Here is a 26,282-nt window from a genome sequence, read left to right on the forward strand (position 1 = left end):
CCTTACCATCTCGGGGCATCCCGTATGAGGCACGCCCCCTAACCCCTCCCGCGAGCGGGAGGGGAATCTAGCTATGCTCGGCTTCGGCCTTTCGATCGAGCCGCAATTGTGGGCGTTGATCTTCGTCATGGTGCGGATCGGTGCGGCGTTCGTCGCGGCGCCCGTGTTCGGCGCGGTGACGGTGCCGGTGATGGTGCGCGTGACGCTGTCGGGCGCGATCGGCGTGCTCGTGCTCGGCACGCACAGCGTCGTGCCGCCGGCTCAGGTGTTCGGTTTCGCGACGTTCCTGGCGGTCGCGTCGGAGGCGCTGGTCGGGCTGGCAATGGGATTCGTGCTGCAGATCGCGTTCGCCGCGCCGATGCTGGCGAGCGAGATCATCGGCATTTCGATGGGAATCGGGTTCGCCAATGCGATCGATCCGCAGAACGGCCGGTCGTCGCCCGCGCTCGGGCAATTCTTCTCGATCATGCTGACGCTGCTGTTCCTGTCGGTCAACGGGCACCTCGTGCTGGTCGAGATGATCGTCAAAAGCTATGACGTGCTGCCCGTCGGCGGCGCATGGCTGAGCGCCGCGCAACTGAAGAACATCGCATTTTTCGGGGGATATACGTTCACCGCGGGGCTGTTGCTGGCGTTGCCGGTGGGATTCCTTCTGCTGTGCCTCAACCTCGTCGTCGGCATGCTGTCGCGATCAGCGCCCGCGCTGAACCTGTTCGCGGTCGGCCTGCCCGCCAGCCTCGCGGTCGGCGTGGTCGCGTTGGCGATGGCGTTCCCGGCCATGGGTGATTTCATGCTGGTCATCGTCCGCGAGGGGCTGGCCGCGGTCGAGAGCCTGGTGTTCTGATGTCGGAGGAATTCGGCGAAAAGACAGAAGCACCAACCGCAAAGCGCAAACGCGATGCGGCCGAACAGGGCGACATCCTCAAATCGAAAGAGTTCGCGACCGCGCTGGTGATCATGGCCGGGTGCGGCTGGCTGGCGATGTTCGGACCGTCGCTGGTCGGCGCGTGCAAGGCGGTGATGATGTCCAGTTTCCAGTTCGGCCGCGGCGACGTGGAGGATTTCGAACCGTTCCGCCCACTGATGGCGTCGGGGTGGAAGCTCGCGCCGTCGATGATAAGCCTGTTCGTCATATCGGTCGCCGCGGCGATCCTGAGCCAGGCGGGGCTCGGCTCGATCGGGTTCAACGGCAAGCTGCTCGCGCCCAAGGCGTCGCGGATCAACCCGGCATCGGGGCTGAAGCGGATCTTCGGGTCGCAGGGCTGGATCGAACTCGGCAAGTCGCTGCTGAAGGTGATCCTGCTGGGATCGATCGGCACCTACATGCTGATGTCTGCATCGCACATGACGATCGGGCTGGTCTCGACCGATGTCGAGAGCGCGACGGGGGCGCTCGGCGGGACGTTGATGGGGATTTTGTTCGCGATGGCGGCGGGGCTGGTGATCATCGCCGGCATCGACGTGCCGGTGCAGATCATTCGCCGCCTGTTCAAGCTGCGCATGACCAAGCAGGCGATCAAGGACGAGCATAAGGAAAGCGAAGGGTCGCCCGAGGCGAAGCACGCGATCCGAAGCCGCCAGCAACAGGTCCTGCGGCGCGGCATGCGCAAGGCCGTCGCGGAGGCGCACGTCATCCTGACCAACCCGACGCACTTCGCCGTCGCCCTGCGCTACGACCGGGGCCGCGACCAGGTGCCGGTGGTGGTGGCGAAGGGGCGCGGCGTGCTGGCGCTGGCGATCCGCGAAGTGGCGGGCGAGCACCGGGTGCCGATCCTGGAATATCCTGCGATCGCGCGCGCCGTCTATTACACCAGCAAGGAAGGGCAGGAGGTGCGCGACGACCTGTACATCGCGATCGCGACGATCCTGGCGTTCGTGTTCGGCATCAACGTGGCAGCCGGCGGCACCGCCCCCGCCGCCGCGCCGGTCGTCGCCGTCCCGCCGACCGCAAAATTCGACGAGAACGGCGTCAAACAGGCCTAAAGATTTCCCTGCGCCGGTCGTTCCTGGGGATAGACATTCCGGGAACCGCGCATGGCCATATCGTCGATCACCAATGCGCTGGGCGCCGGATCCGGAGTGGACGTCGCCGCTCTGGTCGGATCCCTGGTCGATGCGCAATTCGCCAACAAGACCGCGCAGCTGACCAACCAGAGTGCGACGATCACCAAGCAGATTTCGGGCGTCTCGTCGCTGAAGAGCGGCATCACCAGTTTTGCCAGCGCGCTGACCAGCCTGGTCAAGGGCGGATCGCTGGCCACCGCGCCGACCAGTTCCAACGCCGGGATCGTCAATGTCAGCGCGCTGTCCGGGGCGAAGCTCGCCGGACTGTCGGCCAGCGTCGAGGTGCGACAGCTGGCGACGGCACAGGTCGCGACCAGCACGCCCCGCCCCGATACGATCGCGGCGGTCGGCCGTGGCAGCTTCACGCTGACGTTTGGCACGGCGGAGGTCGCCAACGGCGCGATGACCGGCTTCACCGCGGGCGCCGGCGAGCCGATCTCCATTCCGATCACGGCGGGCAATTCCGGCCTGTCGGGCATCGCGCGCGCGATCAACGCGGCGGGGGCGGGCGTGACCGCGACCGTGCTGACCGATTCCGCCGGGTCCCGCCTGAGCATCAAGGGCGCGACGGGCGAGGCAAAGGCCTTCACGCTGACCGCGACGGAAGACCCCGAGGCACCCGGCCTGTCCGCCCTCAACATCGGGCCGGGCGGGACCACGACGATCGGTACGGTGGCCAAGGACGCGATCGTCGCGGTCGATGGCACCGCGCTGAAACGCCCGACCAACAGCATCGGCGACCTGATCACCGGCGTGAAGCTGGACCTCGTCTCCGCTTCCGTCGGCACGACCGTGACGATCGGCAGCACCGCGCCCACCGCGTCGCTCAGCCAGGCGGTCAGCGACTTCGTCGAGACGTTCAACCAGTTGAATAGCGCGATCAAGGAGCAGACCGATCCGGTGACGGGCGCGTTGCGCAGCGATGCCGCGGCGACCGGACTGCAACGCCAGTTGCGTCAGTTGACGCTGACCCCCTTGTCGACGGGCGCCGCGACCGGCGCGCCGACGACCTTGGCGGAAATCGGCGTCAGGACCAATCGGGACGGCACCCTGTCGGTCGATTCCAACGTACTGTCTTCGATGCTGAACAAATATCCGACCGCGGTCGAGGCGATGTTCGCAGACGGCAAGGGTGCGTCGGGCAACGGCATTTCGGGTGCGCTCGCCGCGATCTCGGAAGCGGCGACCAACGTCAAGACGGGCCTCGGCGCGAGCGCGATGCGCTATTCCAAGGCGCAGGGCGACGTGGCGAGCGACCAGTCGGACCTGAGCGATGCCGAAGCGGTGATGACCAAGCGGCTGACCGCGCAATATGCCGCGATGGATGCCCGCGTGGCGGCGTACAAATCGACCCAGGCATTCCTGAAGCAACAGGTCGAAGCATGGAATAGCAGCTCATGATGTACGCCAGCGCATTGGGCCGCGACCCCGAGGCGACGTATCGCCAGATCGACATCGCCGGAAAGACTGCGACGGCGGATGGCCCCGCCTTGGTGCAGGTGCTGTACGACGAACTCGTCCGCGCGCTGCGCGTCGCGGCATGGGCGACGGAAAACCGCCAGTTCCGCATGAAGAGCGAGAAGATCACCCGCGCCACCGCGATCCTTTTCGCGCTGGAAACGGGGCTGGATTACCAGGCCGGCGGCGAATTGTCCTACACGCTGGCGCGCGTTTACGGCGGCGCGCGGCGGCAGATCGTCGATGCGAGCATCGGGCACGACCCCGCCCCGTTTCGCGAGGTAGCGACGAGCCTGGAGGAGATTTCGGCGGCGTGGGCGACAATGCGCGCGGCTTGAGGGGGGCGGTGGGTGTCGGCGAGACCACTTTCCCTCCGTTCGACGCAAATCCCAGACCGTTCGTGCTGAGCAACTGTGTTCACGCGGTGCGATATTCGGTATTGTTTTTGACCATCGCGTTGAGGGTTATGAGCAGTTTTCGCATTGTGGCGACGATGGCAAGCTTGAAGGGTTTGCCGGCCTCTCGCAGGCGGTTGGTGGTAGCGGCGAGTTGCCCCTTGCCCGAGCGCGCGATGCTGAGCGCGGCCAGATAGAGACAACGCCTGATGCTGGGCCTGCCGCCCGAGCATCGCCCCGGCCGGCTGGTCTTGCCGCTTTGGCGATCGAAGGGGGCGAGGCCAGCAAGCGCTGCGACCTGTCGACTGGAGAGGCGTCCGAGTTCTGGCATGCGTGCCAGCAGGCATGCGGCAACGACCGGCCCGACGCCGGGTGCTGTGCGGAGCAGGGCTTCGCGAGCGGCCAGATCGGGCGAGGCGGCGATGACGCTGGCAATGGCTTTTTCGATGCGCAGAACCAGGGCCTTGAGCCGTGCGACCTGCGCGACGACGAGGCGGCGCATGGCGGGATCGGCGATGCTCTCCAACTGATTGCCGAACTGGACCGCCTGGGCGACGGCAAGATCGCGCATGCGGACATGCTCGGCCAGCCTCACGGCCTCGGGATCATGGACATAGGGCGTCAGTTCGGGATGCAGTGCTGCCAGACACCGCGCGATGACGGCCGCATCGAGTGGGTCGGTTTTCGCGAGTTGTCGCTCGGCACGGGCGAAACTGCGCACGCGTGCCGGATCGAGGAGATAGGCTGTAACGTCCATCCGATCGAGCAGGATGGCGAGCTTGCGCTCGTAACCGCCCGATGCCTCGAAGCCGATCCGCAGGCACGCCGTACCGGCAAGCCGGACAAGCTTGCGGCCGAGTGCGGCAATGCCGGTCTTGGTATTGGGTACCCGCCAGAGCATTCCTGCCGGATGAGCGTGGATAACGAGTTCGTCCTTGGCAACATCGATGCCGACAAAGAGGTCGGAGTGTGACATGATCCGGTCTCCCAAGCTTGTCATGCGGGGTCCGTAAGCACGGCCCCAGGCAACTGTCCGGGGTTTGGGAAGACGGATGTGGCCCTGCTCAGGAACGGTCTTTGTCGACCGGCTTGTCGAACGGCCTCACATCCGCCGCCTGAGCCGGGTGGCCACCCGGCTCAGGCACCTTGCCGATTACACCATTCCAGACAGACAAGCTTGTCGAAGCACCTGGGGCCCGCCCTTCGACAAGCTCAGGACGAACGGAGTGGTGGACCGAACCGCACGACTTGAGGTTCTCAGGCCCGGAACCGCCTTGAAACATCCCTTCCCGTTCGTTTCGAGCGAAGTCGAGAAACCGGGGACAGGCCAAGGTTTCTCGACTTCGCTCGAAACGAACGGAGGGTGGGAGGACCGACGCGTGAGCAGGCGCGCTCGATTACGGTTGCGACGCCATTAACCATTTCGTGACTCTCCCCCGCCTAGGCTGGCCCGGATCGCAGGTGGAGCTGGCATGATGGAGTTGTTCGGGAAAACCGGGAAGACCGTACGGACCGTTCTGGCGGTCAATGGCAATCGCACGAATCTGGGCGTGATCGGCCGGCGGCTGGGGCATCTGGGCTATCTGACCGCGCTGAGCGACAATGGGCCGGAGGCGCTGAGCCTGATCGCGGGTCGCGGGTTCGACGTGGTGCTGCTGGACATGGCGCTGCCGACTATGCCCGGGCTTCGCGTCCTGCAGGAAATTCGCGGGTCGCTGGAAACGGCGGACCTGCCCGTCATCATGCTGACCGCGCGCAGCGATCCGGCCGCCGCGGTGCAGGCGCTGGCGGCGGGCGCGGACGATCATGTCGCCAAGCCGTTCGATTTCGAAATACTGGCGGCGCGGATCGAACGGGTGCTGGCGCGTGGTCGTCGGATCGCGGAACTGAAGCGCGCGAACAAGGCGCTCGACGCCCGCATCGCCACGCGCGCGATGGAACTGGGCGAGGCGAAGATGGAACTCGCCGAAACCCGCGCCGACCGGCAGCGCCTGATCGCATCGATCCAGGCGCTGAACGATCAGGTCGAGCGGCTGGGCACGGAATCCGTTCACGTCTGAACTTCCCGTTATAAATCTCCCCCCGTTCGTCCCGAGCTTGTCGAATGGCGGGCCCGGTGGACAGGTGCTTCGACAGGCTCAGCACGAACGCGGGGGGCAGGACGAGCTTTACCCGGTCCTACGCTCCCCGAACCCGAGATCGATCGACAGACCCGGCCCCGGCTCGGCAGGCGCGACATCGCATTCGAAGCGCTCGGCGTCCGCACGTGCGCGATCCAGGATCGCCGTGGGCACGTCCGCGCGGTGATACAGGCGGTCGGCCTGCCCCAGCAGACGCGCCTGTCGCAACGTCAGGTCGTCGGGATCGGCCGAGGTCAATCGGATCTCGACCAGAGCGTCGTCGACCGCCCCTTGCGTTTCGAACCACCTTGCGACCGAGGCATCGCCGTTCATAGGGTCGAGCCATCCGCCGCTGCGCATCCCCGCGCCCAGCGCCCGGCGGCGGGCGCCGCCTTCGGGGTAATGTTCGCGCAGCCGCGGGCGGGCGTCGAACAGGTCGCGCGCCAACTGTCCGAGCGTGGCGGGCAGCAATGTCTCGAGCCGTTGGCGCAGCGCCGCCGCCAGCCCCGCCGACGCGCCGCCGGTGCCGATCGCGACCAGCACCGGATCGCGGTCGACGATCGCGGGAAGGGTGAAGTCGCACAGATCGGGGCGGTCGACGGCATTGACCAGCACGCCCCGCGCCTTCAGCCGGGCGATCGCCGCCAGCGCCATCGTCTCGTCCTCGATCGCGACGATCGCGAGCCGCGCGTCGCTTTCCTCGCCGCCGATCACCGCGCCCGCACGCACCAGCAGCCGCCGCTTCGCCTCGGCCGGTTCGCCATCGCCGAGCAGGATCACGCCTCGCCCGGCGAGCCGCACGAACACGGGCAGGCTGTGCAGCGTCATTCCGGCTTGAGCCACTCCGGCACGCGTTCGGCCGCGAGGATCGTTTCCGGATGGATGCGGTCGGCGACCACGGCATAGCGATCGCCATCGACCAGCACTTCGGGCACCAGCGCACGGCTGTTATAGGTACTCGCCATCGTCGCGCCATACGCCCCGGCGGAGCGGAACACGGCAAGATCGTCCGACGAGACGAGGTCGATGTCGCGGCCCATCGCGAACGTGTCGCCAGTCTCGCACACCGGCCCGGCGATGTTGGCGGTCATCCGCGCGCCGGACGGGTGGACGGCGGCGAAATCGTGCCACGCATCGTACATCGCCGGCCGCGCGAGATCGTTCATCGCCGCATCGACGATGACATACGGGTTGACCGCGCCGGGCTTCACCCAGATCACTTTCGTCAGCAGCACGCCGGCATTGGCGACGAGCACGCGGCCCGGTTCGAACATCAGTTCGACGTCCCAGTCCTTCGTCACGCGCGCGACCATCGCGCCATATTCGGCCGGACTCGGCGGCACGTCGCCCGCCTTGTAGGTGACACCCAGACCACCGCCCAGATCGACGCGGCTGATAAAATGGCCGAACTTGCGCAGTTCCGCGATCAGTTCGCCGATACGGGCATAGGCGGCCTCGAGCGGCCCCAGATCGAGCAACTGGCTGCCGATATGGATCGCGATGCCGCGCAACGACATGCCATCCAGTTCGGCGAGGCGTCCGTACATCTCGACCGCCTGCGCGATCGGCACGCCGAACTTGTTCTCCTTGCGGCCGGTGGAGATCTTGGCATGCGTCCCGGCATCGACGTCCGGATTGACGCGCAGCGTGCACGGCGCGCGCAGGCCCCGGGCATGCGCCATCGCGGCGAGGACTTCGCCTTCCTCTTCCAGTTCGAGGTTAAACTGGCCGATTCCGGCATCCAGCGCGGCGGACAATTCGGCGCGCGTCTTGCCGACGCCCGAAAAGACGATGTCTTCGGCGGGGATGCCAGCGGCGAGCGCGCGGCGCATTTCCCCCCCGAAACGACGTCCGCGCCATAGCCTTCCTGCGCCAGGACGCGCAGCACGGCGAGGTTGGGATTGGCCTTGATCGCGAACGCGAGATGGACTCGGCCTGCGGCCTTCAATCCGTCACGAAAGACCTGCGCGTGGCGTCGCAACGTCGCGGTGGAATAGACGTAGACGGGCGTGCCGACCTCTTCCGCGATGCGGGTCAGGTCGACCTGTTCGCAGTGCAAGGCACCGTTCTGGGTGTGAAAATAGTCCATCAGCGTGACGGCGGCAGGTCGAATTCGTCGCTGCGACGTTCCTGCGACTGGGTCAGCAGTTCGTCGCTGCGCTGCGGCCGCGCCTGGCTGTCGGGCGTCAGCAATTGGTTCGGCGTCGGCGTCGCGGTGGCGCCGTAGGGCGCGACGGGCAGTTTGTCGCCCTTGGCCGGCGACAGGCCGGTCGACGCGCCGCACCCGCCGAGCGCAAGCGCGGCCAGTGCGAGGATGGGCAAGGCAGCTTTCATCGTCACGATCCTTCTCGCGCAGCGGCGATCGCAGCGCGCACCCGCGCCGGCGCGGTGCCGCCGAAACTCACCCGGCTAGCGACCGAGGCATCGACGCTGAGCACGCCATAGACGCGTTCGTCGATTCGCGCATCGATTGCTTGCAGGTCGGCAAGCGGCACCTTGTCGAGCGCGACGCCCAGATCCTCGGCGCGCTTCACCGCGCTGCCGGTGATGTGATGCGCCTCGCGGAACGGGATGCCGCCCTCGCGCACCAGCCAGTCGGCCAGATCGGTCGCGGTGGAGAAGCCCGCCTCCGCCGCCGCGCGCATCCGGGGGGTGCGGAACGTCGCGCTTTCGACCATCCCGGTCATCGCCGCGATCGACAGGCCGAGCAGGTCGTGCGCCTCGAACACCGGCGGCTTGTCGTCCTGCATGTCCTTCGAATAGGCGAGGGGCAGGCCCTTCATCGTCACCATCAGCGACGTCAGGCAACCCATGATCCGCCCGCTATGCCCACGCACCAGTTCGGCCGCGTCGGGATTGCGCTTCTGCGGCATGATCGAGCTGCCGGTGGACCATTGGTCGCTCAGGGACACGAACCCGAACGGTTGCGACGCCCACAAGATGAATTCCTCCGCCAGCCGGCTGAGGTGCAACGCGGTCTGCGTCGCGGCGGTGAGATATTCGATCGCGAAGTCACGGTCGCTGACGCCGTCCAGCGAGTTGCGCGTCGGCCCGTCGAAGCCGAGCGCGCGGGCAGTCGACTCGCGATCGATCGGGAAGCCGGTTCCGGCGAGCGCCGCAGACCCCAAGGGACACAGGTTGGCGCGCGCGCGGGCATCGACGAAGCGGCTGCGGTCGCGCGCGATCATCTCGTGATACGCCATCAGGTGATGCCCGAGCGTCACCGGCTGCGCGCTTTGCAGATGCGTGAAGCCGGGCATCACGCTGTCGGCATGCTCTTCCGCACGCGTCAGCAACGCCTGCTGAAACCGGGCGAGCGCGGCATCCGCCTGATCGATCGCATCGCGCACCCACAGGCGGAAATCGGTTGCGACCTGATCGTTGCGGCTGCGCGCGGTGTGCAGCCGGCCGGCGACCGGACCGATCATGTCGGCCAGCTTCGCCTCGGTCTGCATATGGATGTCTTCGAGCGTCAGATCCTCCGCGACGCCGTTCGCCTCGTAATCCGTCGCGACGCGCTCCAACCCGGCCGAGATCGCCGCCGCATCCTCCGCCGAGACGATGCCGCTGTCGCCCAGCATCTTCACATGCGCCAGCGACCCGGCGATGTCCTGCCGCCACAATCGCTTGTCGAACGGGATCGAGGCATTTATCTCGCGCATCACCGCAGCGGGCCCTTCCGCGAAGCGCCCACCCCACATCGTATTGGATGCGTTCATGTCTTTCCGATCGACGATCGTACCGCTCCTGCTGCTCGGCTGCCTCGCCGCGTGCGATAGGCAAGACTCCGGCAACGGGCAAGACTCGCGCGGGCGAGCAGCGGCGACCAACGCCGCCGACGCCGCCGCCCCGCAGGACAATGCCACCGCGCCCGACGAGGCCGCCGGCCCGATCGACCGCAGCCACAAGGGCGAGGCCCCCCCCCCGCCGTCTCCTTCGCCGCACCGGACGGCAAGCAGACGAATATTGCCGCGTTCAAGGGCAAGCCCGTGCTGGTTAATCTGTGGGCGACATGGTGCGCCCCCTGCCTGAAGGAGATGCCCACGCTGGACGTCCTGGCCGGGCGGATGACGGTCGTCGCGGTGTCGCAGGATTTGGACGGCACGACGAAGGTCGCGCCCTATATGGCGAAAGCCGGCCTGAAGAACATCAAGCCGTATCTCGACACCGCGGTCGCGCTCAGCACCACCTATCAAACGAGCCTGCCGACCAGCATCCTGTACGATTCCGCTGGCAAGGAAGTGTGGCGCGTGACCGGCGGGATGGACTGGACGTCGGACAAGGCGACCGCTTTGCTGGCGGAGGCAACGTAACAGGGGCCCCCCGTTACGTTCGTGCTGAGCCTGTCTAAGCACCTGCCGCCGCCGTCCGCGACTCACCAACGCCGGGCGACACTTCTCAAAGTCGTCACTCCCGCGCAGGCGGGAATCTATAACCCACACCGTGTGGTCATGTCTCACGCACGACAGCCACTATGGATTCCCGCCTGCGCGGGAATGACGATGTATTTGAGACGCCGCTCTGAACGCCGGCCCGGCCGCCCCTACCCCGCCAGACTACGCGACGCGTCGACTAGCATCGTCCGCACGTCCGCCGCCGGCGCGGGGTGGCCGAACAGCCAGCCCTGACCATAATCGCACCCCTGCGCGAGCAGGTAGCGCGCCTGTGCCTCCGTCTCGACGCCTTCCGCGACGACCTCCATCGACAGGCGGTGGCCGAGGCCGACGACCGCGTCGATGATCGCCGCGTCGCCGCTGTTATTGTCGAGATTGCTGACGAAACTGCGGTCGATCTTGATGACGTCGACCGGAAACGCCTTCAAATGCGTGAGCGATGCATAGCCGGTGCCGAAATCGTCCAGCGCGATCTTCACGCCTTCGCGGCTGAACGTCTCCAGCGCCTGCGCGACCGATTCCGCATCGCGTCCGACGAACACCGTTTCCGTCACTTCCAGTTCCAACCGTGATGTCGGGATTCCGGTGCGGTGCAGCCGATCCAGCACGCGTGACACGAGCGAGTCGTGGCGGAATTCGGCGGGCGAGATGTTGACCGCGATCCGCCCGAAATCGAGCCCCGCGTCGAGCCAATCGCGCATATCGCGCGTGATATGGTCGAGCATGCGTTCGTTGAGCGCGACCGCGAGATCCAGATCCTCGAACGCGGCCGAGATCGTGCCGGGCAATTGCGGACCGAGCCGGGGATGCTGCCAGCGCAACAGCGCCTCGAACCCGCAGATCGCATTGCTGCCGAGCCGCACTTTCGGCTGGTAGAACGGAATGATCCGGCCATCGCGCGCGGAATCCCGCGCGACGCTGATCATCGAGGATCGACGCTGCAGGTCGGCACGCATTTCGGGGCGGAACGTCAGCAATATGCCGCGATTGCGCGCTTTCGCCGCATATAACGCGATGTCCGCCGACTTGAGCAGTTCCGCGGCGACTTCACCATGCACGGGAAACAACGAAGCGCCCGCCGTCGCCTGGCAATCCAGGATGCGGCCGTCATGCGTGAAGGGTTCGCGCAACGTCTTGAGCGCGACCTGCACGCGGTCCGCCGCGGCATCCGCATCGATCGTTTCGATCACCGCCGCGAATTCGTCGCCGCCCAGTCGCGCGATCATGCAATCCGGGCCGAGTGCATCGCGCAAACGCGACGCCAACGTCTTGAGCAGCACGTCGCCGGCATCGTGTCCGATCGTGTCGTTCGTTTCCTTCAGATGATCGACGTCGAACAGGATCAACGCGATCGTCGTCTTGTTCTGCGTCGCGCGCTGGATCGCCGCTTCCAGCCGGTCGCCGAAGGCAGCGCGGTTGGGCAGTCCGGTCATCATGTCGTGTTCCGCGGCCCAGCGGACGCGATCCTCGACCGACCGCTCCTCCGTCACGTCGCGGATCGTGACGAGCACGCGCTCCAGCCGGCCGGACGGGGCATCGATCCGCCAGCCACCGGTCTTCATCCAGCGCTGTTCGCCGGTATCCGCCCGGTGGATACGCACGGTGATCTCGAACCGGGCATCGCCATCCCCGGCGCGCACCGCATCGACCAAAGCCTGCAACAGGTGGCGATCTTCCGGCACGACCATCGCCATCGCCGCCTCCAGCGACACCGTGGCATCGCGCGGCAGGCCCAGCATCCGCTTGAATTCGTCCGACCAGTCGCGCCGGTCATGCCGCGCGTCATAGTCCCAGATGCCGAGCCCCGCAGCCTGAGCAGCGAAGCGGAAGCGTTCCTCGCTGTCCCGCAATGCGCATTCGGCGATCTTGCGATCGTGGATATCCTCCAGCGTACCGTACCAGCGCACCACCGCTCCGGCCTCGTCGACGCGTGGTGCGGCGCGCGCGCGGAACCAGCGATACTGGCCGAGCGACGTCTCCAGCCGGTATTCCACATCGACGGGGGATCCGGTTTCGGTGGAAAACCGCCAGGACGCGATCGTCTCCGGCTTGTCATCGGGATGAAGCTTGTCCAGCCACTGCTCGCCAAAGGCTTCTTCCGGATCGCTGCCCGTCACGTCCGCCCAGCGCGGGCTGACGGCATCGATCCCGCCGCTCGGCAGTGCGGTCCAGGTGATCTGCGCGCTCAGTTCCGCGAAATGCCGGTTATGCTCCTCGTTTTCGCGCAGATCCTGTTCCGCGAGCCGCCGCGCGGTGATGTCCTTCGCCACGACGAGGGTCGACGTGACCTGCCCGTCGGCGTCGCACACGAACGAGACGTGCACATCGCACCAGGTGATCTTGCCCTGAAGATTCACATAGCGCTTCTCGATCTGGAACGAGGTCGCGCGGCTGAAATTCGCGTCGTGTAGCGCGGCATTCCACGCCAGATCGTCCGGATGACTGAACGCCGCCATCGGCAGGCAACACAGCTCATCCTTGCTGCGCCCGACCATCTCGCAGAAATAGTCGTTGACCGACAGGACCCGCAGATCGAGATCGCGGTGCAGGATGCCGATCCCGGCACGGCTGAGCATATCGTCCAGCGCGATCCGGTTCGGTTGGCTTAAAAGGGCGTAGGCCTCGCGCGCGATCGAAGTCGCCGCGCGTTCGCACAGGGGTATCGTCCCCGATGCACCGAGCAGGCCGGCTTCCGCGCTTCGATCCAAAATTCCATCTCCCCCCGGACATGCGGATTTTCAGGCCCGGCGCGATGTAACTAGTTGCGACGATTTAAGGAAACCTAACTAACCCATTTTGGTTTCTTTTAAAACCGGCTCACAAACTTCGTTGCCGGCGCACGACATGGCTCTATAGCATGAACGGCAAATTTTCAACTGTGGTTGATGGAGTGTAATGGCCACGTCGATTGTCGAATAGTCCCACAACCCGCGCAGCAACGCGGTTTCGGCACTATCCGACTTACATCGCAGTACGATGTTACACGTTTGCTATATTCGCGGACGGCCTTCGGTTGCAGGCATTTCCGCGCCCAAAAGCCCTGTCGGAACGCCTTTCTCCCGTCTGCCGAGAAGCTTTCGGCGGGACCATTCGTTGGCCGGGCGCTCAACATACGAATAGGTAAAAGAAGCGACCGCGATGACGGTGACCAGCATCGTAATCGAAAGCAGATCGCCCCACAAAGGCGTTGGGCCTGCCAAATCTTCGCCGTTGACGGAGGTAACGAGGCCGGTGATTCCGAGTTTACGTTGCACGACCTCAAGCATATTGAAAAATCGGTACACGATGAAAAGGTGAACCAGATAGATCGAATAGGATATCTTGCCCAGATAACGCGGCACAGGAGCCAGAAGAAGTTTGCTTATAATGCCGGACTGTGTGGCAAAGACGAAAATCGCAACGCCGAATAGGGGAGGCAATAGCAGCGACAAGGCGCCCATTCCCGCGACGCTGACCATTCCCGTCACCGCGACCACCACCGCGATCTCGATAGCCGAAGCGAACGGTCGTGGCGGTTCGAGTTGGAGACGTCGGTGGGCGTGGTACGTTATCACCCCGATAGAAAAGCCGATAAGGCACCGTGCGAACGCGCCGTCATGGAAGACGTTGAGATAGCGATCGGTCGCGAACACGAGATAGAGCGAGCAACCCAATACCAGCGCGATCGCCGTCGGCACGATGAAGCGCCCGAGGTACCGGAAGCTAATCGCGAAGACGAGGTAGGTCCATACCTCCACGGCGATGCTCCACGCGGGCATGTTCCATGAGGCGCCTTCCGGTCCGACGAACGTTTGGACAAGCGCCATGTTCGCCAACAAAAGCTCTAGGCTGTAGTTTCCGGCGAACGGCTGATGGGATGTATTCCGCGCAACGCCCATCGTGGCTATCTCGAACAATAAAAAGATGCCCAGGACGAAGATGTGAAGTGGGTAGATACGTCCGAGCCGCAGCCCCATGAAACGGACGATCGAAAACCCGGCCTGCAGTTTCTCCCCATAGCTCGCGGCGATCACGAACCCGCTGAGCACGAAAAAGAAATCGACGAACAGGAAGGCATTTTGAACGAACGGCAAGCCACCGATTGTGCCCAAGGTTCGAAAATGCAGCAGCACGATCATGCATGCGCAGACACCTCGAAGGCTGTCCAGGGCACCGTAACGATGAGCTTTGACGCGGTCCATAAATCTCAGTTCCGATACAGCCGTCCATTCGGCCCCGGGTGCGTTGCCTGCACCTACTATGCAAGCGTTACGAAACCGTCGGCGGGGCAGCCCCGCCCACGCTTAGTCACGACCACCCACACATCGCGCCGCGCACAGGTTCCTTGCCAGGTCTTTTAGACCTTCTTCTCCGTACGCAAGCCTCCGCCCCGCCTTTGTTCGCAAACCAGTCCGAAAAACGTCGGCCGGCAGCGAACGCGCTCCTGATGAAGACCATCGCCAAGCGTATCCTGTGAGCCTTCAGCGTGCAATCCAGCGACTTCTATGCCCGCCAAAAACGCCCAAAGGCAAACCGGTGCGCTATCGAAAACTACGAAAAGCGCTGCCGTCATACGGTGCCGCACTAATGTATTGCCATTTAACTCATATAGGAGATAGCAGCCGTGTGGGCGCGATGGGGGCGCGCAACGAAGCGGGGCGGCAATGCAAACGATCGGCGACAAACTCGATGCGCGACGCGGGATGGGTCCCGGGTTCGACTTTCTGCGCGTGGCTTTGGCAGTCGGGATCGTAGTTTGGCATTCTTTCGGCGTGGCGAGGAACCCGGTATGGGGCGACGGGACGCCTTTCGCCTGGATCTTCGGGTACGGAATGCTGGTGATGTTCTTCTCACTCAGCGGGTTTCTCATCTCCGGCAGCGCTCAGCGGCTTAAGCTGCACGATTTCCTGATCAACCGTGGGCTGCGCATTTTCCCGGCCCTGGGGGTTGAGATTGCCCTTTCGGCCCTCGTCCTCGGTCCGCTCTTCACCACGCTGACCCTTGGCGAATATTTCCGTGATCCCGGGACGGCGAGCTATTTCACGAACATCGTCGGCAAGATGAATTTCCATCTGCCCGGCGTTTTTCTATCGAATCCGGTAAGTGTCGTGAATTGGTCGCTCTGGACCGTGCCTCACGAATTCGTCTGCTATGCCATCATGTCGGCCTTGATGATCACCGGATTTCTGCGTCGTCCTTCAGTGGTGCTGATGGCGATCGTGTTCATCATCGCGGCCGGGTTCATAGGCGAAGCCGGGGCGTTCAAATCGCTGGGCTTTGTAGGGCGAGTTCTCGATTTCCTGTTCGTCGGTCGCGGTTCGCGACTTTACGTGGGGTTTCTGCTCGGCATCACGATGTACCTGTATCGTCATCGTATTCCCTATAGTGCCATTCTCTTTGCCGCCGCGGTCGGGATATGCGTCGTCGTTGCAGCCATTGGGCCGGCAAAATGGATGAGCTACCCGGCACTGGCATGCATTCTTGCGCTTCCGCTTGCCTATATCACCGCCTTTCTGGGGGCGACGGATCTCCCCACGTTGCCGGTATTCCACCATGGGGACTATTCTTACGGCGTGTACCTTTACGGTATGCCAGTGCAGCAAACCATGGTCGCGCTCTTTCCCTCGGTTCGAGACCCATTGTTGCAATTGGGCCTGGCACTGCCAGTCATCATCCTGTTCTCGATGTTCTCCTGGCATGTCATCGAGAAACCGGTTCTGGCACTCCGCAAACGATCTCTCCTTCGTCGCGAGGGTCAGGGGTGTCGAAGGGGTGGAAGCGTCGAAAGTCGGCGCACCCGCAGCTGGACCGGACGGCGTCGTCCCTGCTTCCGGGCCGAGAGAGTAGGCGAACGTCCAGGGTCAATCCGTGACCCCGGGCGGTACGCCAAGCCGACGGTTACCGGGAAGATGCGCCGTACGTGCAATTCCCGCTGATTCGCGTCGTCGGCGCGCCAGCTTTCATCGAGCGACGGAAGGTAACGGCAACAGGCACCGCCTGTCTCCGATCCCTGTCGTTCGGGTAATTATGCTGTTCTGGACATCACAGCCGTCTCGCCGGAACCCGTTTGAACCGGTGCGATCTGCCGAAGTGTTCGTAGCGCTGGATGCCCCGTGAGGATTCGAACCTCAATAGGCGGTATCAGAAACCGCAGTCTTACCATTAGACGACGGGGCATCAGCGGGGGGCTGCGAATAGGCGCGGTGCCGGGGCGTGTCAACCGCATGTGCGACGCGAGCGGATGGCGGCGTGAAGGAGGAGGACGGTCGATCAGGCACGACGCGGGGGCCAGCCGGTACGCCGGGCCGGATGCTTGCCGGTCGCCTGTCGTTACGCTACCTAAGCCTTCAAGCACCGGACGGGATCGCCACCTGCGGCCCCGCGACGGCAGAACAGAATTGCGAGTATAGACGGCATGGGGGATCATTCGCCCAGAATGCCGTACCGGCCGGGATCGTCCAGCGGACCCCCTGCCCGTTCGGCGCCGGTTTCCGGCAAGACGCCCGCCGCTCCGGCGCGCGACAAGACGAACGCGCCCGAACGGCCCAAGGCGTCCGTCAGGGACGGCAGCAAGGCCGGCGGCAAGGACGGTGAACGGCCGCGCGGGCGCTGGCCCGCGGCGCAACATTTCGCCGCACTGGATCTCGGCACCAACAATTGCCGCCTGCTGATCGCCCGTCCGCAGGCGGATGGCTTTGCGGTGGTCGATGCCTTTTCGCGTATCGTGCGGCTGGGCGAAGGCCTCGCCTCGACCGGGCGATTGAGCGATGCGGCGATCGAGCGGACGCTGACCGCGCTGAAGATCTGCGCGGAAAAGCTGAAGCGCCGCAACGTCACCTTGTCCCGCTCGGTCGCGACCGAGGCGTGCCGCCGCGCGACCAACGGGCCGGACTTCATCGCGCGCGCTTTGGCCGAGACGGGCATCCATCTCGACATCATCTCCGCCGAGGAAGAGGCGCGGCTGGCGGTGCTCGGCTGCCACGTGCTGATCGAACCGGGCGACGATCCCGCCCTGATCTTCGACATCGGGGGCGGATCGACCGAACTGGTGCTGGTGGACACGAAGGGCCCCGTGCCGCGCGTGCTCGACTGGCACAGCGCGCCGTGGGGCGTCGTTTCGCTGACGGAGCATATCGGCCATGCGCAGGACCGCGAGGGTCGGCTGGCCGCCTATGCCCGGATGCGCGAGATCGTCGCGGAAAGCTTTGCCGGGTTTGCCAGCCGTCTGCCGCGCGACATCGTCCGCCCGCGCCTGCTGGGGACGAGTGGCACGGTGACGACGCTTGCCAGCGTGCATCTGGAACTGTCGCATTACGACCGCAGCCAGGTCGACGGGCTGATCGTTCCCGCCGCCTCGATGCGCCGCATCAGCCGCGACCTGTCGGGCATGGCGATGTCGGAACGCGCCACCCTGCCCTGTATCGGCACCGAACGCGCCGATCTGGTGGTCGCCGGCTGCGCGATCCTGGAGACGATCATGGATCTGTGGCCCGCGGAACGGCTGGGCGTGGCGGATCGCGGTATCCGCGAGGGAATCCTGCGGCGATTGATGAACAGGGAACGGTTGTGAGCAAGGATGGGGGCGGACTGCGCGTCCGCGTGAAGACCGCGCGCAAGCGGACCGCGCAATCGACGCGCTGGCTGGAGCGGCAGTTGAACGACCCGTACGTCCGGCGCGCGAAGGCGGATGGCTATCGTAGCCGCGCGGCGTACAAGCTGATCGAACTTGACGAACGCTTCGGCTTCCTGCGCGGCAAACGGCGCGTGATCGATCTCGGCCTCGCGCCCGGCGGATGGAGCCAGGTCGTCCGGCGGCAGGTGCCCAAGGCGGCGATCGTCGGGATCGATCTGTTGCCCGTCGATCCGATCGACGGCGTCACGATCCTGCTGATGGATTTCATGGACGATGCGGCGCCCGACGCGCTGATCGCCGAACTGGGCGGCGCGCCCGATCTCGTCCTGTCCGACATGGCCGCGAACACCGTCGGCCACCCGCAGACGGACGCGCTGCGCACGATGGGCCTCGTCGAGACCGCCTTGGCCTTCGCGGTCGACGTGCTGGAACCCGGCGGCGCGTTCGTCGCCAAGGTGTTCGCGGGCGGCGCGGATCCCGAACTGGTCGCGGAGATGAAGCGCAACTTCACCACCGTGAAGCACGCCAAGCCCCCGGCGAGCCGCAAGGGATCGGTGGAATGGTTCGTGGTCGCGCAGGGGTTCAAGGGCCGGCGAGCGGAATAGCGACGCTATTCCGCGTCGAGCGTCAGCGAGCACCGAGCCCCGGCCGGCGGGGCGCAGCACCCGACCGACGGCGCGGCTTCGCCGCGACGGGGCTATTCGGCTGCCGTTACGCCACGAACGCCGGGGATGAAGAGAACACAGCATTCGCTTACAACGCTATTGCAAGCGTCAAAATAATCGATAGCTTTTGCATGCATGTTTTCTCTGTCGCCCTGATGTCCCACCTGTGGCAAACCGGTGCCATTTCTTAAGACCCAGTGGCGCCTTGGAAAGCCATTTGCCTACAATGGCTGTGAGGATCGGCTTATCATTCCGAAAAATCTTTGGATCGGCTCGGGTGCGTTTGTGATCTTTTGGCTCTTGAAAAATCGAATGGCTTCGCCGTCGCAGACTGTAATGCTGATCGCCGGTCTCGTTGCTGCGGTTCTCATAATATCACGCTTGTTTCTGCGTCCCCAAAGAGCATAGGGCTTACTCTGCAAGCCAATAAGACGTTCCCAAAAAACCCGTTTGTTTTCAAGAAACTTAGATTGACAGCCTGCGCTCACCAGCGGGCATCTAAAAACGTCCGGGAAAAGCGTTGAAAACCAGATTCAGCCGTGGGGAAGCAAGGCGTTTTGTTCGCGACTGTAGCGCCAGGCTGTTGCTTGCCCATCTTCGCCAATTTTGATTAGCGTTCCACTGTATAGCTGGGCATCACCCGACGCAATGTTGCGCTCAATGACAGGTATCGCTTGATGGACATCGGTGAAGTCCGCGCCCTTTATCGCCGACAATCCATAGTTCCACCATTGAAGTCCGATAAGTGCGTCGATTACCTTGCAATCAAACCGCAATCGGATAACTTTAGCGGGAACACCACCGACGATTGCATATGGCGGAACGTCTTTTGTGACAACTGAGCGTGAAGCAATAACTGCTCCATCGCCTATTTTTACGCCACGTCGAATAAATACACCTTCGCCAATCCAGACATCATTACCGATAGTGATCTTTTCGATCCTGTTCGACATTGAAGTGCTGAGCGCGGCGATCGCCTTGTCTACCATTGGACGGTTGCCATTATAGAAATCATCTAAATCGCCGAATTCATCGAATCCGGTCAAAACAGGTGATGCGGACAGGAAATCGGTTGGGTGTTCGACCTGCCCTGAAACGACGTTACTGGCGATAGAACAGAACCGACCGATCGTAGATACATGCCGAATTAACGTTTCTCGCCCACCGATGTAACTGTAGGCGCCGACAAAATCGACGTCATAAATACCGTTGCGGATACTGACTGGTGCCTCGAGCAGCGTTTCCTTGGCCCCGGCAAAGCCGAATGCGACGTCTACACCGATTCGCACTTTATGCGATTGGCTAAAATCTTGAACGGATGTGAACATTGGCGACATTATCTCGATCTCTACGCAACGGACCACAGATCGTCTAGCGACGGCCTTCCATCAAACCCGACTATTCCCAAAATTCGATCCTTTGGGGAAGGTCAGCCGCGCAATGTCAGCTATTGCCACTCGCCTCCCCAAAAGGCGCCAGTCCGATCTCCACCAAGTTTGGACGCTACCAAGTTTGATCGCTACGATGTCCTACACCTCGGCATTCCGCTACGCTTGCCGCTGCTCTTTGACATCGCCGCCCCCCCCGCCGGCCGCGCCCCATTCAAGCCGCATAGCGTGTGACCTTGTGTGAATTTCGGTCATCCGTGCCGTCGTCAGACCCGATACCGTGTGACTTTGTGTGAACTTCGGCGCGTGCGTGCCCGCCGTCCGTCGTGTGATCGGGGCGTATGCCATGGCTGACCGGGACAGCGGCCAGACATTACTGATCAGCCGCAGACACGAAAAAGCCCGCGAGGGGCGACCTCGCGGGCTTTGCGTTTGGGGCTGCGCCGCGGCGAAGCCGCGTCGCCGGTCGGGCTGTGCCCGCCGGCCGCGGTTTCGGCCGCGACGTGGATTAGCGTTCGCTAATCCCCTGCCTCAACCGTCGTAATCCGCGCCCAGATTCTGGTTCCGCGGCGGAGCGGCAGCCGTGAGGCGAAGCGCTTCGGCCGAGGCGGCGAGGTTGCCGACGGCATCCGCTTCGTCCTCGTCATCCACCTGGACGCGCTGCAGGCCGGAAATCACGGCTTCTTCCAAATGCGGCGGCTTGACCGTCTGCTCGGCGATCTCACGCAACGCGACGACGGGGTTCTTGTCGCGATCGCGGTCGATCGTCAGGTCGGCGCCGCCGGAAATCTGGCGGGCGCGTTGTGCGGCCAGCAGGACCAGATCGAAGCGGTTGGGGATCTTGTCGACGCAATCTTCGACGGTGACGCGCGCCATGAATGGCTTCCTTCGTGAACGGACAATAGGTGAAGCGCCGCGATCTAGGGCGCGCAGGCGCCGGAGTCAAGAAATCCGGCTTGCGCGCGGCCCCGCCCGCCGCCACAGCCGGACGATGGCCGAACCGCCCCCGCAGCCGAGCTTCCTGGTCGATGGCGATCGGTTGACGATGATCGACACCGGCCCGCGCCGGCTGGCCGCGTTGATCGCGCTGATCGACGGCGCACGCGTCTCGCTCCGCATCCTCTATTACATCTATGTCGACGACGATGCCGGCGTGAAGGTGCGACAGGCGATGATCGATGCGGCGGCGCGCGGGGTGCGCGTGTCGGTGATCGTCGACGGGATGGGCAGCGCCCCCGCCGCATCCGAGAATTTCTTCGAGCCTTTGGTCGCGGCCGGCGCATCGGTGTGCCGCTTCGAACCGCGACTGGGGCGGCGCTACCTGCTGCGCAACCATCAGAAACTGGCGCTGGCGGATGGCGAGCAGGCCGATGCCAGCGCGATCATCGGCGGATTCAACATCCAGGATTCGTATTTCGGCACCCCCGCCGAACAGGCGTGGCGCGACCTGGGGCTATTGGTGGAGGGGCCGTCGGCGGCGGCGCTCACCGGCTATTTCGATACGCTGGCGACGTGGATCCGCACGCCCAAGGCGCCGATCCGTGCGCTCCGCCGCCTGTTGACGCAGTGGAGCCAGCATGACGGACAGACGCGCTGGCTGCTCGGCGGGCCGACGCGGCATCTGAGCCCCTGGGCCAAGGCGGTGCGTGCCGACCTGCGGCGGGCGCGGACGTTCGATCTGATCGCGGGCTATTTCGCCCCCAATCCCGCGATGTTGCGGCGGCTGGACAAGGTCGGGCAGCGCGGGCGGGTGCGGATCGTGCTGCCGTCGAAGAACGATCATGCCGCCGCGATCTGGGCGTCGCGCTTCACCTATGCCGGGCTGCTGCGCAAGAACGTGCAGATCTACGAATATCTGCTGACCAAGCTGCACACGAAGCTCTTCGTGATCGACTCGGTCGTCTATGTGGGCTCCGCCAATTTCGACATCCGGTCGATGTTCCTGAACCTGGAAATCATGCTGCGGATCGAGGACACGGCGTTCGCCGATCATGCCCGTGCCTATGTCGAGGGCGAAATCGCGCAGTCGGAACTGATCACCAAGGCGCTGTACAAGTCCCGCACCACGCTCTGGCGGCGGACGAAACAGGCCGCGGCCTATTTCGTCATCGCGGTGCTGGATTATAACGTGACGAAGCGGCTGAATTTCGGGCGTGAGCGGCTCTAGGCCAGCCCCTGCACCCCGACCGCACTCAGTCGCCGATCTCGACGATCGCGTCGACCTCGACTGCCGCACCAAGCGGCAATGCGGGCACGCCGACCGCGGCGCGGGCGTGCTTGCCGGCATCGCCGAACAGGGCGACCATCAGGTCCGACGCGCCGTTCGCGACCTTCGGCTGGTCGGTAAAGTCGCCGGCCGAATTGACGAACACGCCCAGCTTCACGATCCGCTTCACGCGGTGAAGTTCGCCCAGCGCCAGCTTCATCTGCGCGACGAGCATCAGCGCGCACTGCTGCGCCGCGTCCTGCCCGTAAGCGAGATCCTTGTCCTCGCCCAGCCGCCCGGTCATCACCGCACCGTCCTTGAACGGCAATTGCCCGGAGATATGCAACAGCCCGGTCGCCGTGACGGCGGGGACATAGCTGGCGACGGGGGCTGCGGGCCTGCGGCAGTTCGAGGCCAAGTTCGGCGAGTTTGGATGCGATGCGATCGGTCATCGGGGCGGGATGCCGTGGCGCGGCGGGCGCGTCAATGGCCGGGTGCCCGTCGGCTGCTCACCGGCTCGTGGTCAGACGGGGGTGGCGGCACCCTCGCCGGACTGGTCCGGCTCGACCGGGAACGGACGGTGGCCCCATTTGACCATCGACCAGGCGCGTTCGTGAAAATAGAAGAGAAGGATCTTGGTGATCACTTCCGTTCCGGCGATCGATCCGGCGATCTTCGCATTGCCGCCGGTGAACAACAGCCCCAGCACGAACGTGTCGATGCTGCCCACCGTGCGCCACGACACCGCCTTGACCAGCGAGCGTGGATGGCTCTCCACGCCGCGGAACAGGAACATCAGCCGGCCTTCGTCGTCGGCACGTTGACGCCCATCGATTGCAGGTATTTTCGCACGTTCCGCGCCGCCTGACGCAGCCGCTGTTCGTTCTCGACCAGGGCGATGCGCACATAACCTTCGCCATTCTCGCCATACCCGACCCCGGGGGCGACCGCGACCTTGGCATGGGTCAGCATCTGCTTGCTGAATTCCAGGCTGCCGAGATGCGCGAGCGCCGGGGGCAACGGTGCCCAGGCGAACATCGACGCCCGCGGCGACGGAATGTCCCACCAGGCGCGGCCGAAGCTTTCGACCAGCACGTCGCGGCGCTTGTGATACAGCTGACGGTTCTTCTCGACGATGTCCTGCGGGCCGTTCAGCGCGGCGCAGGCCGCCGCCTGGATCGGGGTGAAGGCACCGTAGTCGAGATAGGATTTCACGCGGCTCATCGCGGCGATCAGCGTCTTGTTGCCGACCGCGAAACCGATCCGCCAGCCGGCCATCGAATAGGTCTTGCTGAGCGAGGTGAACTCGATCGCCACATCCTTGGCACCCGGCACCTGCAGGATCGAGGGCGTCGGATTGCCGTCATAATACAGTTCCGAATACGCGAGGTCGGAGATGATCCAGACCTGGTTCGCCTTCGCCCACGCCACCAGCCGTTCGTAGAAAGCGAGATCGACCGCCTCTGCCGTCGGGTTCGACGGATAGTTGACGACCAGGATCGACGGACGCGGCACGGTGAACGCCATCGCCCGCTCCAGGCTCTCGAAATAGGCGTCGTCGGGCGTGGTCGGCACCGCGCGGATCGTCGCGCCGGCGATGATGAAGCCGAACGTATGGATGGGGTAACTGGGGTTCGGCGCGAGCACGACGTCGCCCGGCGCAGTGATCGCGGTGGCGAGGCTGGCCAGCCCCTCCTTCGACCCCATCGTCACGACGACCTCCGTCTCCGGATCGACATCGACGCCGAAGCGGCGGCCATAATAGTTCGCCTGCGCACGTCGCAGTCCCGGAATGCCCTTCGACTGGGAATAGCCATGCGCGTCGGGCTTCTGCGCGACCTCGACCAGCTTGGCGATCACATGCTCGGGCGGGGGCAGATCGGGATTGCCCATGCCAAGGTCGATAATGTCCTCCCCGCCCGCGCGCGCCTGCGCCCGCATCGCATTCACTTCGGCGATCACGTACGGCGGGAGGCGCTTCATGCGGTAGAATTCTTCGGACATCGAAACTCTCGTTAATGCGAGGAAGCGCCGCCATACGGCATTCGGGCTATCGTGGGAATGAGGAGTGCGGCTAAGGTCGTCCGCAGGAGAGCGAACATGGCCGAAGACGCTAAGCTGCCGACGCTGGAAGATATGCAGCACTGGACCTGGGTGATGGGCCGGGCGCAGCAGTTGATGATGGAAAGCGGCATCCCGACCGCCCCGTCCGATCTGCCCGCAATGCCGACGGCCATCCCACCCATTCCCGGGCTGACCGACCCGGCGACGTTGAAGCGCACCGAGAATTTCTGGGCGGATAGCCTGAACCTGTGGCAGCGTTTCCTGGATCCGGCGAAGGCGTCGGATCATGTCGAATCGCCGGACCATGCGCGCGACAAGCGCTTCAAGGATCCGGCCTGGCGCGAGAACCCGGTCTTCGACTGGATCCGCCAGAGCTATTTCCTGATCTCCGACCACATGATGCAGGGCATCGACGCACTGCACGGCGTCGACGAGAAGCAGAAGGAACAGATCCGCTTCGCCATGCGCGGCTTCCTGGAGGCGATGAGCCCGTCCAACTTCGCCGCGACCAATCCCGTCGTGCTGGAAAAGACGATCGAGACGCGCGGTGAGAATCTGCTGAAAGGCTTGCAGAACATGCTCGCCGATCTCGGCAAGGGGCAGCTGACGCATACCGACCCGAACGCGTTCGAAGTGGGCCGCAACCTGGCGATGACGCCGGGCAAGGTGGTGCATCGCACTGACTTGTACGAACTGATCCAGTACAGCCCGACCACGGACAAGGTACTGGCGGTGCCGGTGGTGATCTTCCCGCCGTGGATCAACCGCTTCTACATCCTCGACCTGACGCCGGAAAAGAGCTTCATCCGCTGGGCGGTGGAACAGGGCATCACCGTGTTCATGGTTTCGTGGAAGTCGGCCGACGCAAGCCTCAGCCATATCGTCTGGGACGATTACATCGCCGCGCAGATCGAGACGGTGGACGTGATCCGCGACACGCTGGACGTGCCGAGCGTTCATGCGATCGGCTATTGTGTCGCGGGCACGACGCTTGCCGCGACGCTCGCGGTCCTTGCCGCACGCGGCGAGGCGGAGAAGGTGAAAAGTGCGACCTTCTTCACCGCGCAGGTCGATTTCACGCGCGCGGGCGAATTGCTCAACTTCATCGACGACGAGCAACTGGAGACGATCGCCAAATTGTCGCCGGACGGCTTTCTCGACGGGCGCTACATGGCGCTGACGTTCAACATGTTGCGCGGGCGCGACCTGATCTGGAACTACGTCACCAACAATTACCTGCTGGGTGAGGATTATACGCCGTTCGATCTGCTGCACTGGAACGGTGATACGACCAACCTGCCGGCGAAATGGCATCTGTCGTATCTGAGCGATCTGTACCGCGACAATCTTCTGGTCAAGCCGGGGGCCTTATCCGCCGGGGGCACGCCGATCGATCTGACCAAGGTGAAGACGCCCGCCTATATTCAGGCGGGCAAGGACGATCATATCGCGCCGGTGGAAAGCGTGTTCGAGATTACCCGGCATTTCGGCGGACCTGTGAAGTTCCTGCTCGCCGGATCGGGGCATATCGCGGGCGTGGTCAATCCTCCGACACAGGGCAAATACCAGTATTGGAGCAATCCTGACCGCGTCGAGACTTTGGCCGAGTTCATCGCCGGCGCGACCGAGACCAAGGGAAGCTGGTGGCCGGACTGGATCGGCTGGTTGCACGATCAGGACGATGCAACTGTGTCAGCGACGGGCGCACGCCTTCCTGGCGAAGGGAAACTGAAGGCGATCGGCGATGCGCCGGGAGAGTATGTCCGGGCGAGGTGACGCCGTAAGTTTCTGGAATGTTGCCCCTTGAAGGCAGTAATGTTGCGGTGCAGCAAGAAAGTTCTTGCGTTGGCCAATGGGCCGATTATATTGCAGTGCAGCAACGACAAACAGGAGGCCCGCCTTGGCCAGCAACACGC

The 26,282-nt window shown here is 64.2% G+C and carries 21 protein-coding genes, 1 tRNA gene and 2 pseudogenes; 11 read left to right on the forward strand and 13 right to left on the reverse strand.

Features of this window, described 5'->3' with window-relative positions; translation table 11 throughout:
• Positions 1 to 73: 73 nt before the first annotated feature.
• The 4 genes from fliR to H5J25_RS17010 are packed head-to-tail and all read left to right on the forward strand — an operon-like array spanning position 74 to position 3,860.
• Positions 74 to 844 carry a flagellar biosynthetic protein FliR gene (gene fliR, locus H5J25_RS16995; RefSeq protein ID WP_202093124.1) on the forward strand — a complete coding sequence of 257 codons (771 nt, stop codon included), beginning with the start codon at positions 74 to 76 and terminating at the stop codon, positions 842 to 844.
• Positions 844 to 1,983, forward strand: a complete 1,140-nt coding sequence (gene flhB / locus H5J25_RS17000) for a flagellar type III secretion system protein FlhB (protein ID WP_202093126.1) — start codon at positions 844 to 846, stop codon at positions 1,981 to 1,983. The genes fliR and flhB overlap by 1 nt, the downstream gene beginning before the upstream one ends.
• 51 nt (positions 1,984 to 2,034) lie before the next feature.
• Complete coding sequence (gene fliD / locus H5J25_RS17005; protein ID WP_202093131.1) at positions 2,035 to 3,465, forward strand: flagellar filament capping protein FliD; 1,431 nt, start codon at positions 2,035 to 2,037, stop codon at positions 3,463 to 3,465.
• Positions 3,462 to 3,860, forward strand: a complete 399-nt coding sequence (locus tag H5J25_RS17010; protein WP_202093133.1) for a flagellar export chaperone FliS — start codon at positions 3,462 to 3,464, stop codon at positions 3,858 to 3,860. Before fliD ends, H5J25_RS17010 begins: the two co-directional genes overlap by 4 nt.
• Before the next feature lie 79 nt (positions 3,861 to 3,939).
• Here H5J25_RS17010 and H5J25_RS17015 read toward each other — a convergent pair whose 3' ends face one another.
• The gene (locus tag H5J25_RS17015) at positions 3,940 to 4,893 is read right to left on the reverse strand and encodes an IS110 family RNA-guided transposase (RefSeq protein ID WP_202093135.1); all 954 of its coding nucleotides are present in this window, start codon (positions 4,891 to 4,893) and stop codon (positions 3,940 to 3,942) included.
• A gap of 496 nt (positions 4,894 to 5,389) precedes the next feature.
• Between H5J25_RS17015 and H5J25_RS17020 the strand changes: the two genes are divergently transcribed.
• A complete protein-coding gene (locus H5J25_RS17020) occupies positions 5,390 to 5,977 on the forward strand; it encodes a response regulator (RefSeq protein WP_318781335.1) in 588 nt (195 codons plus the stop codon).
• Positions 5,978 to 6,085: 108 nt separating this feature from the next.
• Here the strand turns inward: H5J25_RS17020 and H5J25_RS17025 are convergent, their stop codons facing one another.
• From H5J25_RS17025 to argH, 4 genes and pseudogenes are all read right to left on the reverse strand, one after another.
• Positions 6,086 to 6,865: a precorrin-2 dehydrogenase/sirohydrochlorin ferrochelatase family protein gene (locus H5J25_RS17025; RefSeq protein ID WP_202093137.1), complete on the reverse strand. Its 780-nt coding sequence runs from the start codon at positions 6,863 to 6,865 to the stop codon at positions 6,086 to 6,088.
• Positions 6,862 to 8,126, reverse strand: a pseudogene (gene lysA, locus H5J25_RS17030) (diaminopimelate decarboxylase). Before lysA ends, H5J25_RS17025 begins: the two are co-directional and overlap by 4 nt.
• Positions 8,126 to 8,371, reverse strand: coding sequence for a hypothetical protein (locus tag H5J25_RS17035; RefSeq protein WP_202093139.1), 246 nt, complete (start codon positions 8,369 to 8,371; stop codon positions 8,126 to 8,128). The pseudogene lysA and the gene H5J25_RS17035 overlap by 1 nt, the downstream one beginning before the upstream one ends.
• A gap of 2 nt (positions 8,372 to 8,373) precedes the next feature.
• Positions 8,374 to 9,738, reverse strand: a complete 1,365-nt coding sequence (gene argH, locus H5J25_RS17040; RefSeq protein WP_202096455.1) for an argininosuccinate lyase — start codon at positions 9,736 to 9,738, stop codon at positions 8,374 to 8,376.
• Between the two features lie 264 nt (positions 9,739 to 10,002).
• Between argH and H5J25_RS21460 the strand changes: the two genes are divergently transcribed.
• Positions 10,003 to 10,350 (forward strand): TlpA family protein disulfide reductase, encoded by a 348-nt coding sequence (locus H5J25_RS21460; RefSeq protein WP_318781373.1) that lies wholly within the window; start codon positions 10,003 to 10,005, stop codon positions 10,348 to 10,350.
• A 230-nt stretch (positions 10,351 to 10,580) separates the two neighbouring features.
• On the opposite strand, the gene H5J25_RS17050 is transcribed toward H5J25_RS21460, so the two are convergent.
• Positions 10,581 to 13,139, reverse strand: a complete 2,559-nt coding sequence (locus tag H5J25_RS17050; protein WP_202093147.1) for a sensor domain-containing protein — start codon at positions 13,137 to 13,139, stop codon at positions 10,581 to 10,583.
• 282 nt (positions 13,140 to 13,421) lie between these two features.
• On the reverse strand, positions 13,422 to 14,612 hold the full coding sequence (locus tag H5J25_RS17055; protein WP_225883206.1) for an acyltransferase family protein: 1,191 nt from the start codon (positions 14,610 to 14,612) through the stop codon (positions 13,422 to 13,424).
• A gap of 462 nt (positions 14,613 to 15,074) precedes the next feature.
• On the opposite strand from H5J25_RS17055, the gene H5J25_RS17060 reads away from it, so the two are divergent.
• Positions 15,075 to 16,346 carry an acyltransferase family protein gene (locus H5J25_RS17060; protein ID WP_202093150.1) on the forward strand — a complete coding sequence of 424 codons (1,272 nt, stop codon included), beginning with the start codon at positions 15,075 to 15,077 and terminating at the stop codon, positions 16,344 to 16,346.
• Between the two features lie 167 nt (positions 16,347 to 16,513).
• On the opposite strand, the gene H5J25_RS17065 is transcribed toward H5J25_RS17060, so the two are convergent.
• Positions 16,514 to 16,587: transfer RNA gene (locus H5J25_RS17065), tRNA-Gln, on the reverse strand.
• A gap of 238 nt (positions 16,588 to 16,825) precedes the next feature.
• Between H5J25_RS17065 and H5J25_RS17070 the strand changes: the two genes are divergently transcribed.
• Together H5J25_RS17070 and H5J25_RS17075 are read left to right on the forward strand one after the other, a co-directional pair.
• Positions 16,826 to 17,980, forward strand: a complete 1,155-nt coding sequence (locus H5J25_RS17070; protein ID WP_225883207.1) for a Ppx/GppA phosphatase family protein — start codon at positions 16,826 to 16,828, stop codon at positions 17,978 to 17,980.
• Positions 17,977 to 18,648 (forward strand): RlmE family RNA methyltransferase, encoded by a 672-nt coding sequence (locus H5J25_RS17075; protein ID WP_202093152.1) that lies wholly within the window; start codon positions 17,977 to 17,979, stop codon positions 18,646 to 18,648. The genes H5J25_RS17070 and H5J25_RS17075 overlap by 4 nt, the downstream gene beginning before the upstream one ends.
• A 593-nt stretch (positions 18,649 to 19,241) precedes the next feature.
• Here the strand turns inward: H5J25_RS17075 and H5J25_RS20910 are convergent.
• Both H5J25_RS20910 and rpoZ read right to left on the reverse strand, forming a co-directional pair.
• Positions 19,242 to 20,036, reverse strand: coding sequence for a CatB-related O-acetyltransferase (locus tag H5J25_RS20910; protein WP_225883208.1), 795 nt, complete (start codon positions 20,034 to 20,036; stop codon positions 19,242 to 19,244).
• A gap of 591 nt (positions 20,037 to 20,627) precedes the next feature.
• On the reverse strand, positions 20,628 to 20,972 hold the full coding sequence (gene rpoZ / locus H5J25_RS17085; protein WP_202093154.1) for a DNA-directed RNA polymerase subunit omega: 345 nt from the start codon (positions 20,970 to 20,972) through the stop codon (positions 20,628 to 20,630).
• A 115-nt stretch (positions 20,973 to 21,087) separates the two neighbouring features.
• Between rpoZ and H5J25_RS17090 the strand changes: the two genes are divergently transcribed.
• Positions 21,088 to 22,263, forward strand: coding sequence for a phospholipase D-like domain-containing protein (locus H5J25_RS17090; RefSeq protein WP_202093156.1), 1,176 nt, complete (start codon positions 21,088 to 21,090; stop codon positions 22,261 to 22,263).
• 25 nt (positions 22,264 to 22,288) lie between these two features.
• Here H5J25_RS17090 and H5J25_RS17095 read toward each other — a convergent pair.
• The 3 genes and pseudogenes from H5J25_RS17095 to H5J25_RS17105 all read right to left on the reverse strand — a co-directional run bounded on the left by H5J25_RS17095 (position 22,289) and on the right by H5J25_RS17105 (position 24,306).
• Positions 22,289 to 22,754, reverse strand: a pseudogene (locus tag H5J25_RS17095) (RidA family protein).
• A 71-nt stretch (positions 22,755 to 22,825) separates the two neighbouring features.
• Positions 22,826 to 23,098: a DUF2061 domain-containing protein gene (locus tag H5J25_RS17100; RefSeq protein ID WP_202093157.1), complete on the reverse strand. Its 273-nt coding sequence runs from the start codon at positions 23,096 to 23,098 to the stop codon at positions 22,826 to 22,828.
• Positions 23,098 to 24,306, reverse strand: coding sequence for an LL-diaminopimelate aminotransferase (locus tag H5J25_RS17105; protein WP_202093158.1), 1,209 nt, complete (start codon positions 24,304 to 24,306; stop codon positions 23,098 to 23,100). The genes H5J25_RS17100 and H5J25_RS17105 overlap by 1 nt, the downstream gene beginning before the upstream one ends.
• A gap of 96 nt (positions 24,307 to 24,402) precedes the next feature.
• On the opposite strand from H5J25_RS17105, the gene H5J25_RS17110 reads away from it, so the two are divergent.
• The gene (locus tag H5J25_RS17110; protein ID WP_202093159.1) at positions 24,403 to 26,142 is read left to right on the forward strand and encodes a PHA/PHB synthase family protein; all 1,740 of its coding nucleotides are present in this window, start codon (positions 24,403 to 24,405) and stop codon (positions 26,140 to 26,142) included.
• The last annotated feature ends 140 nt before the right edge of the window (positions 26,143 to 26,282 follow it).

This window comes from Sphingomonas aliaeris (assembly GCF_016743815.1).
GTDB classification, from domain to species: domain Bacteria; phylum Pseudomonadota; class Alphaproteobacteria; order Sphingomonadales; family Sphingomonadaceae; genus Sphingomonas; species Sphingomonas aliaeris.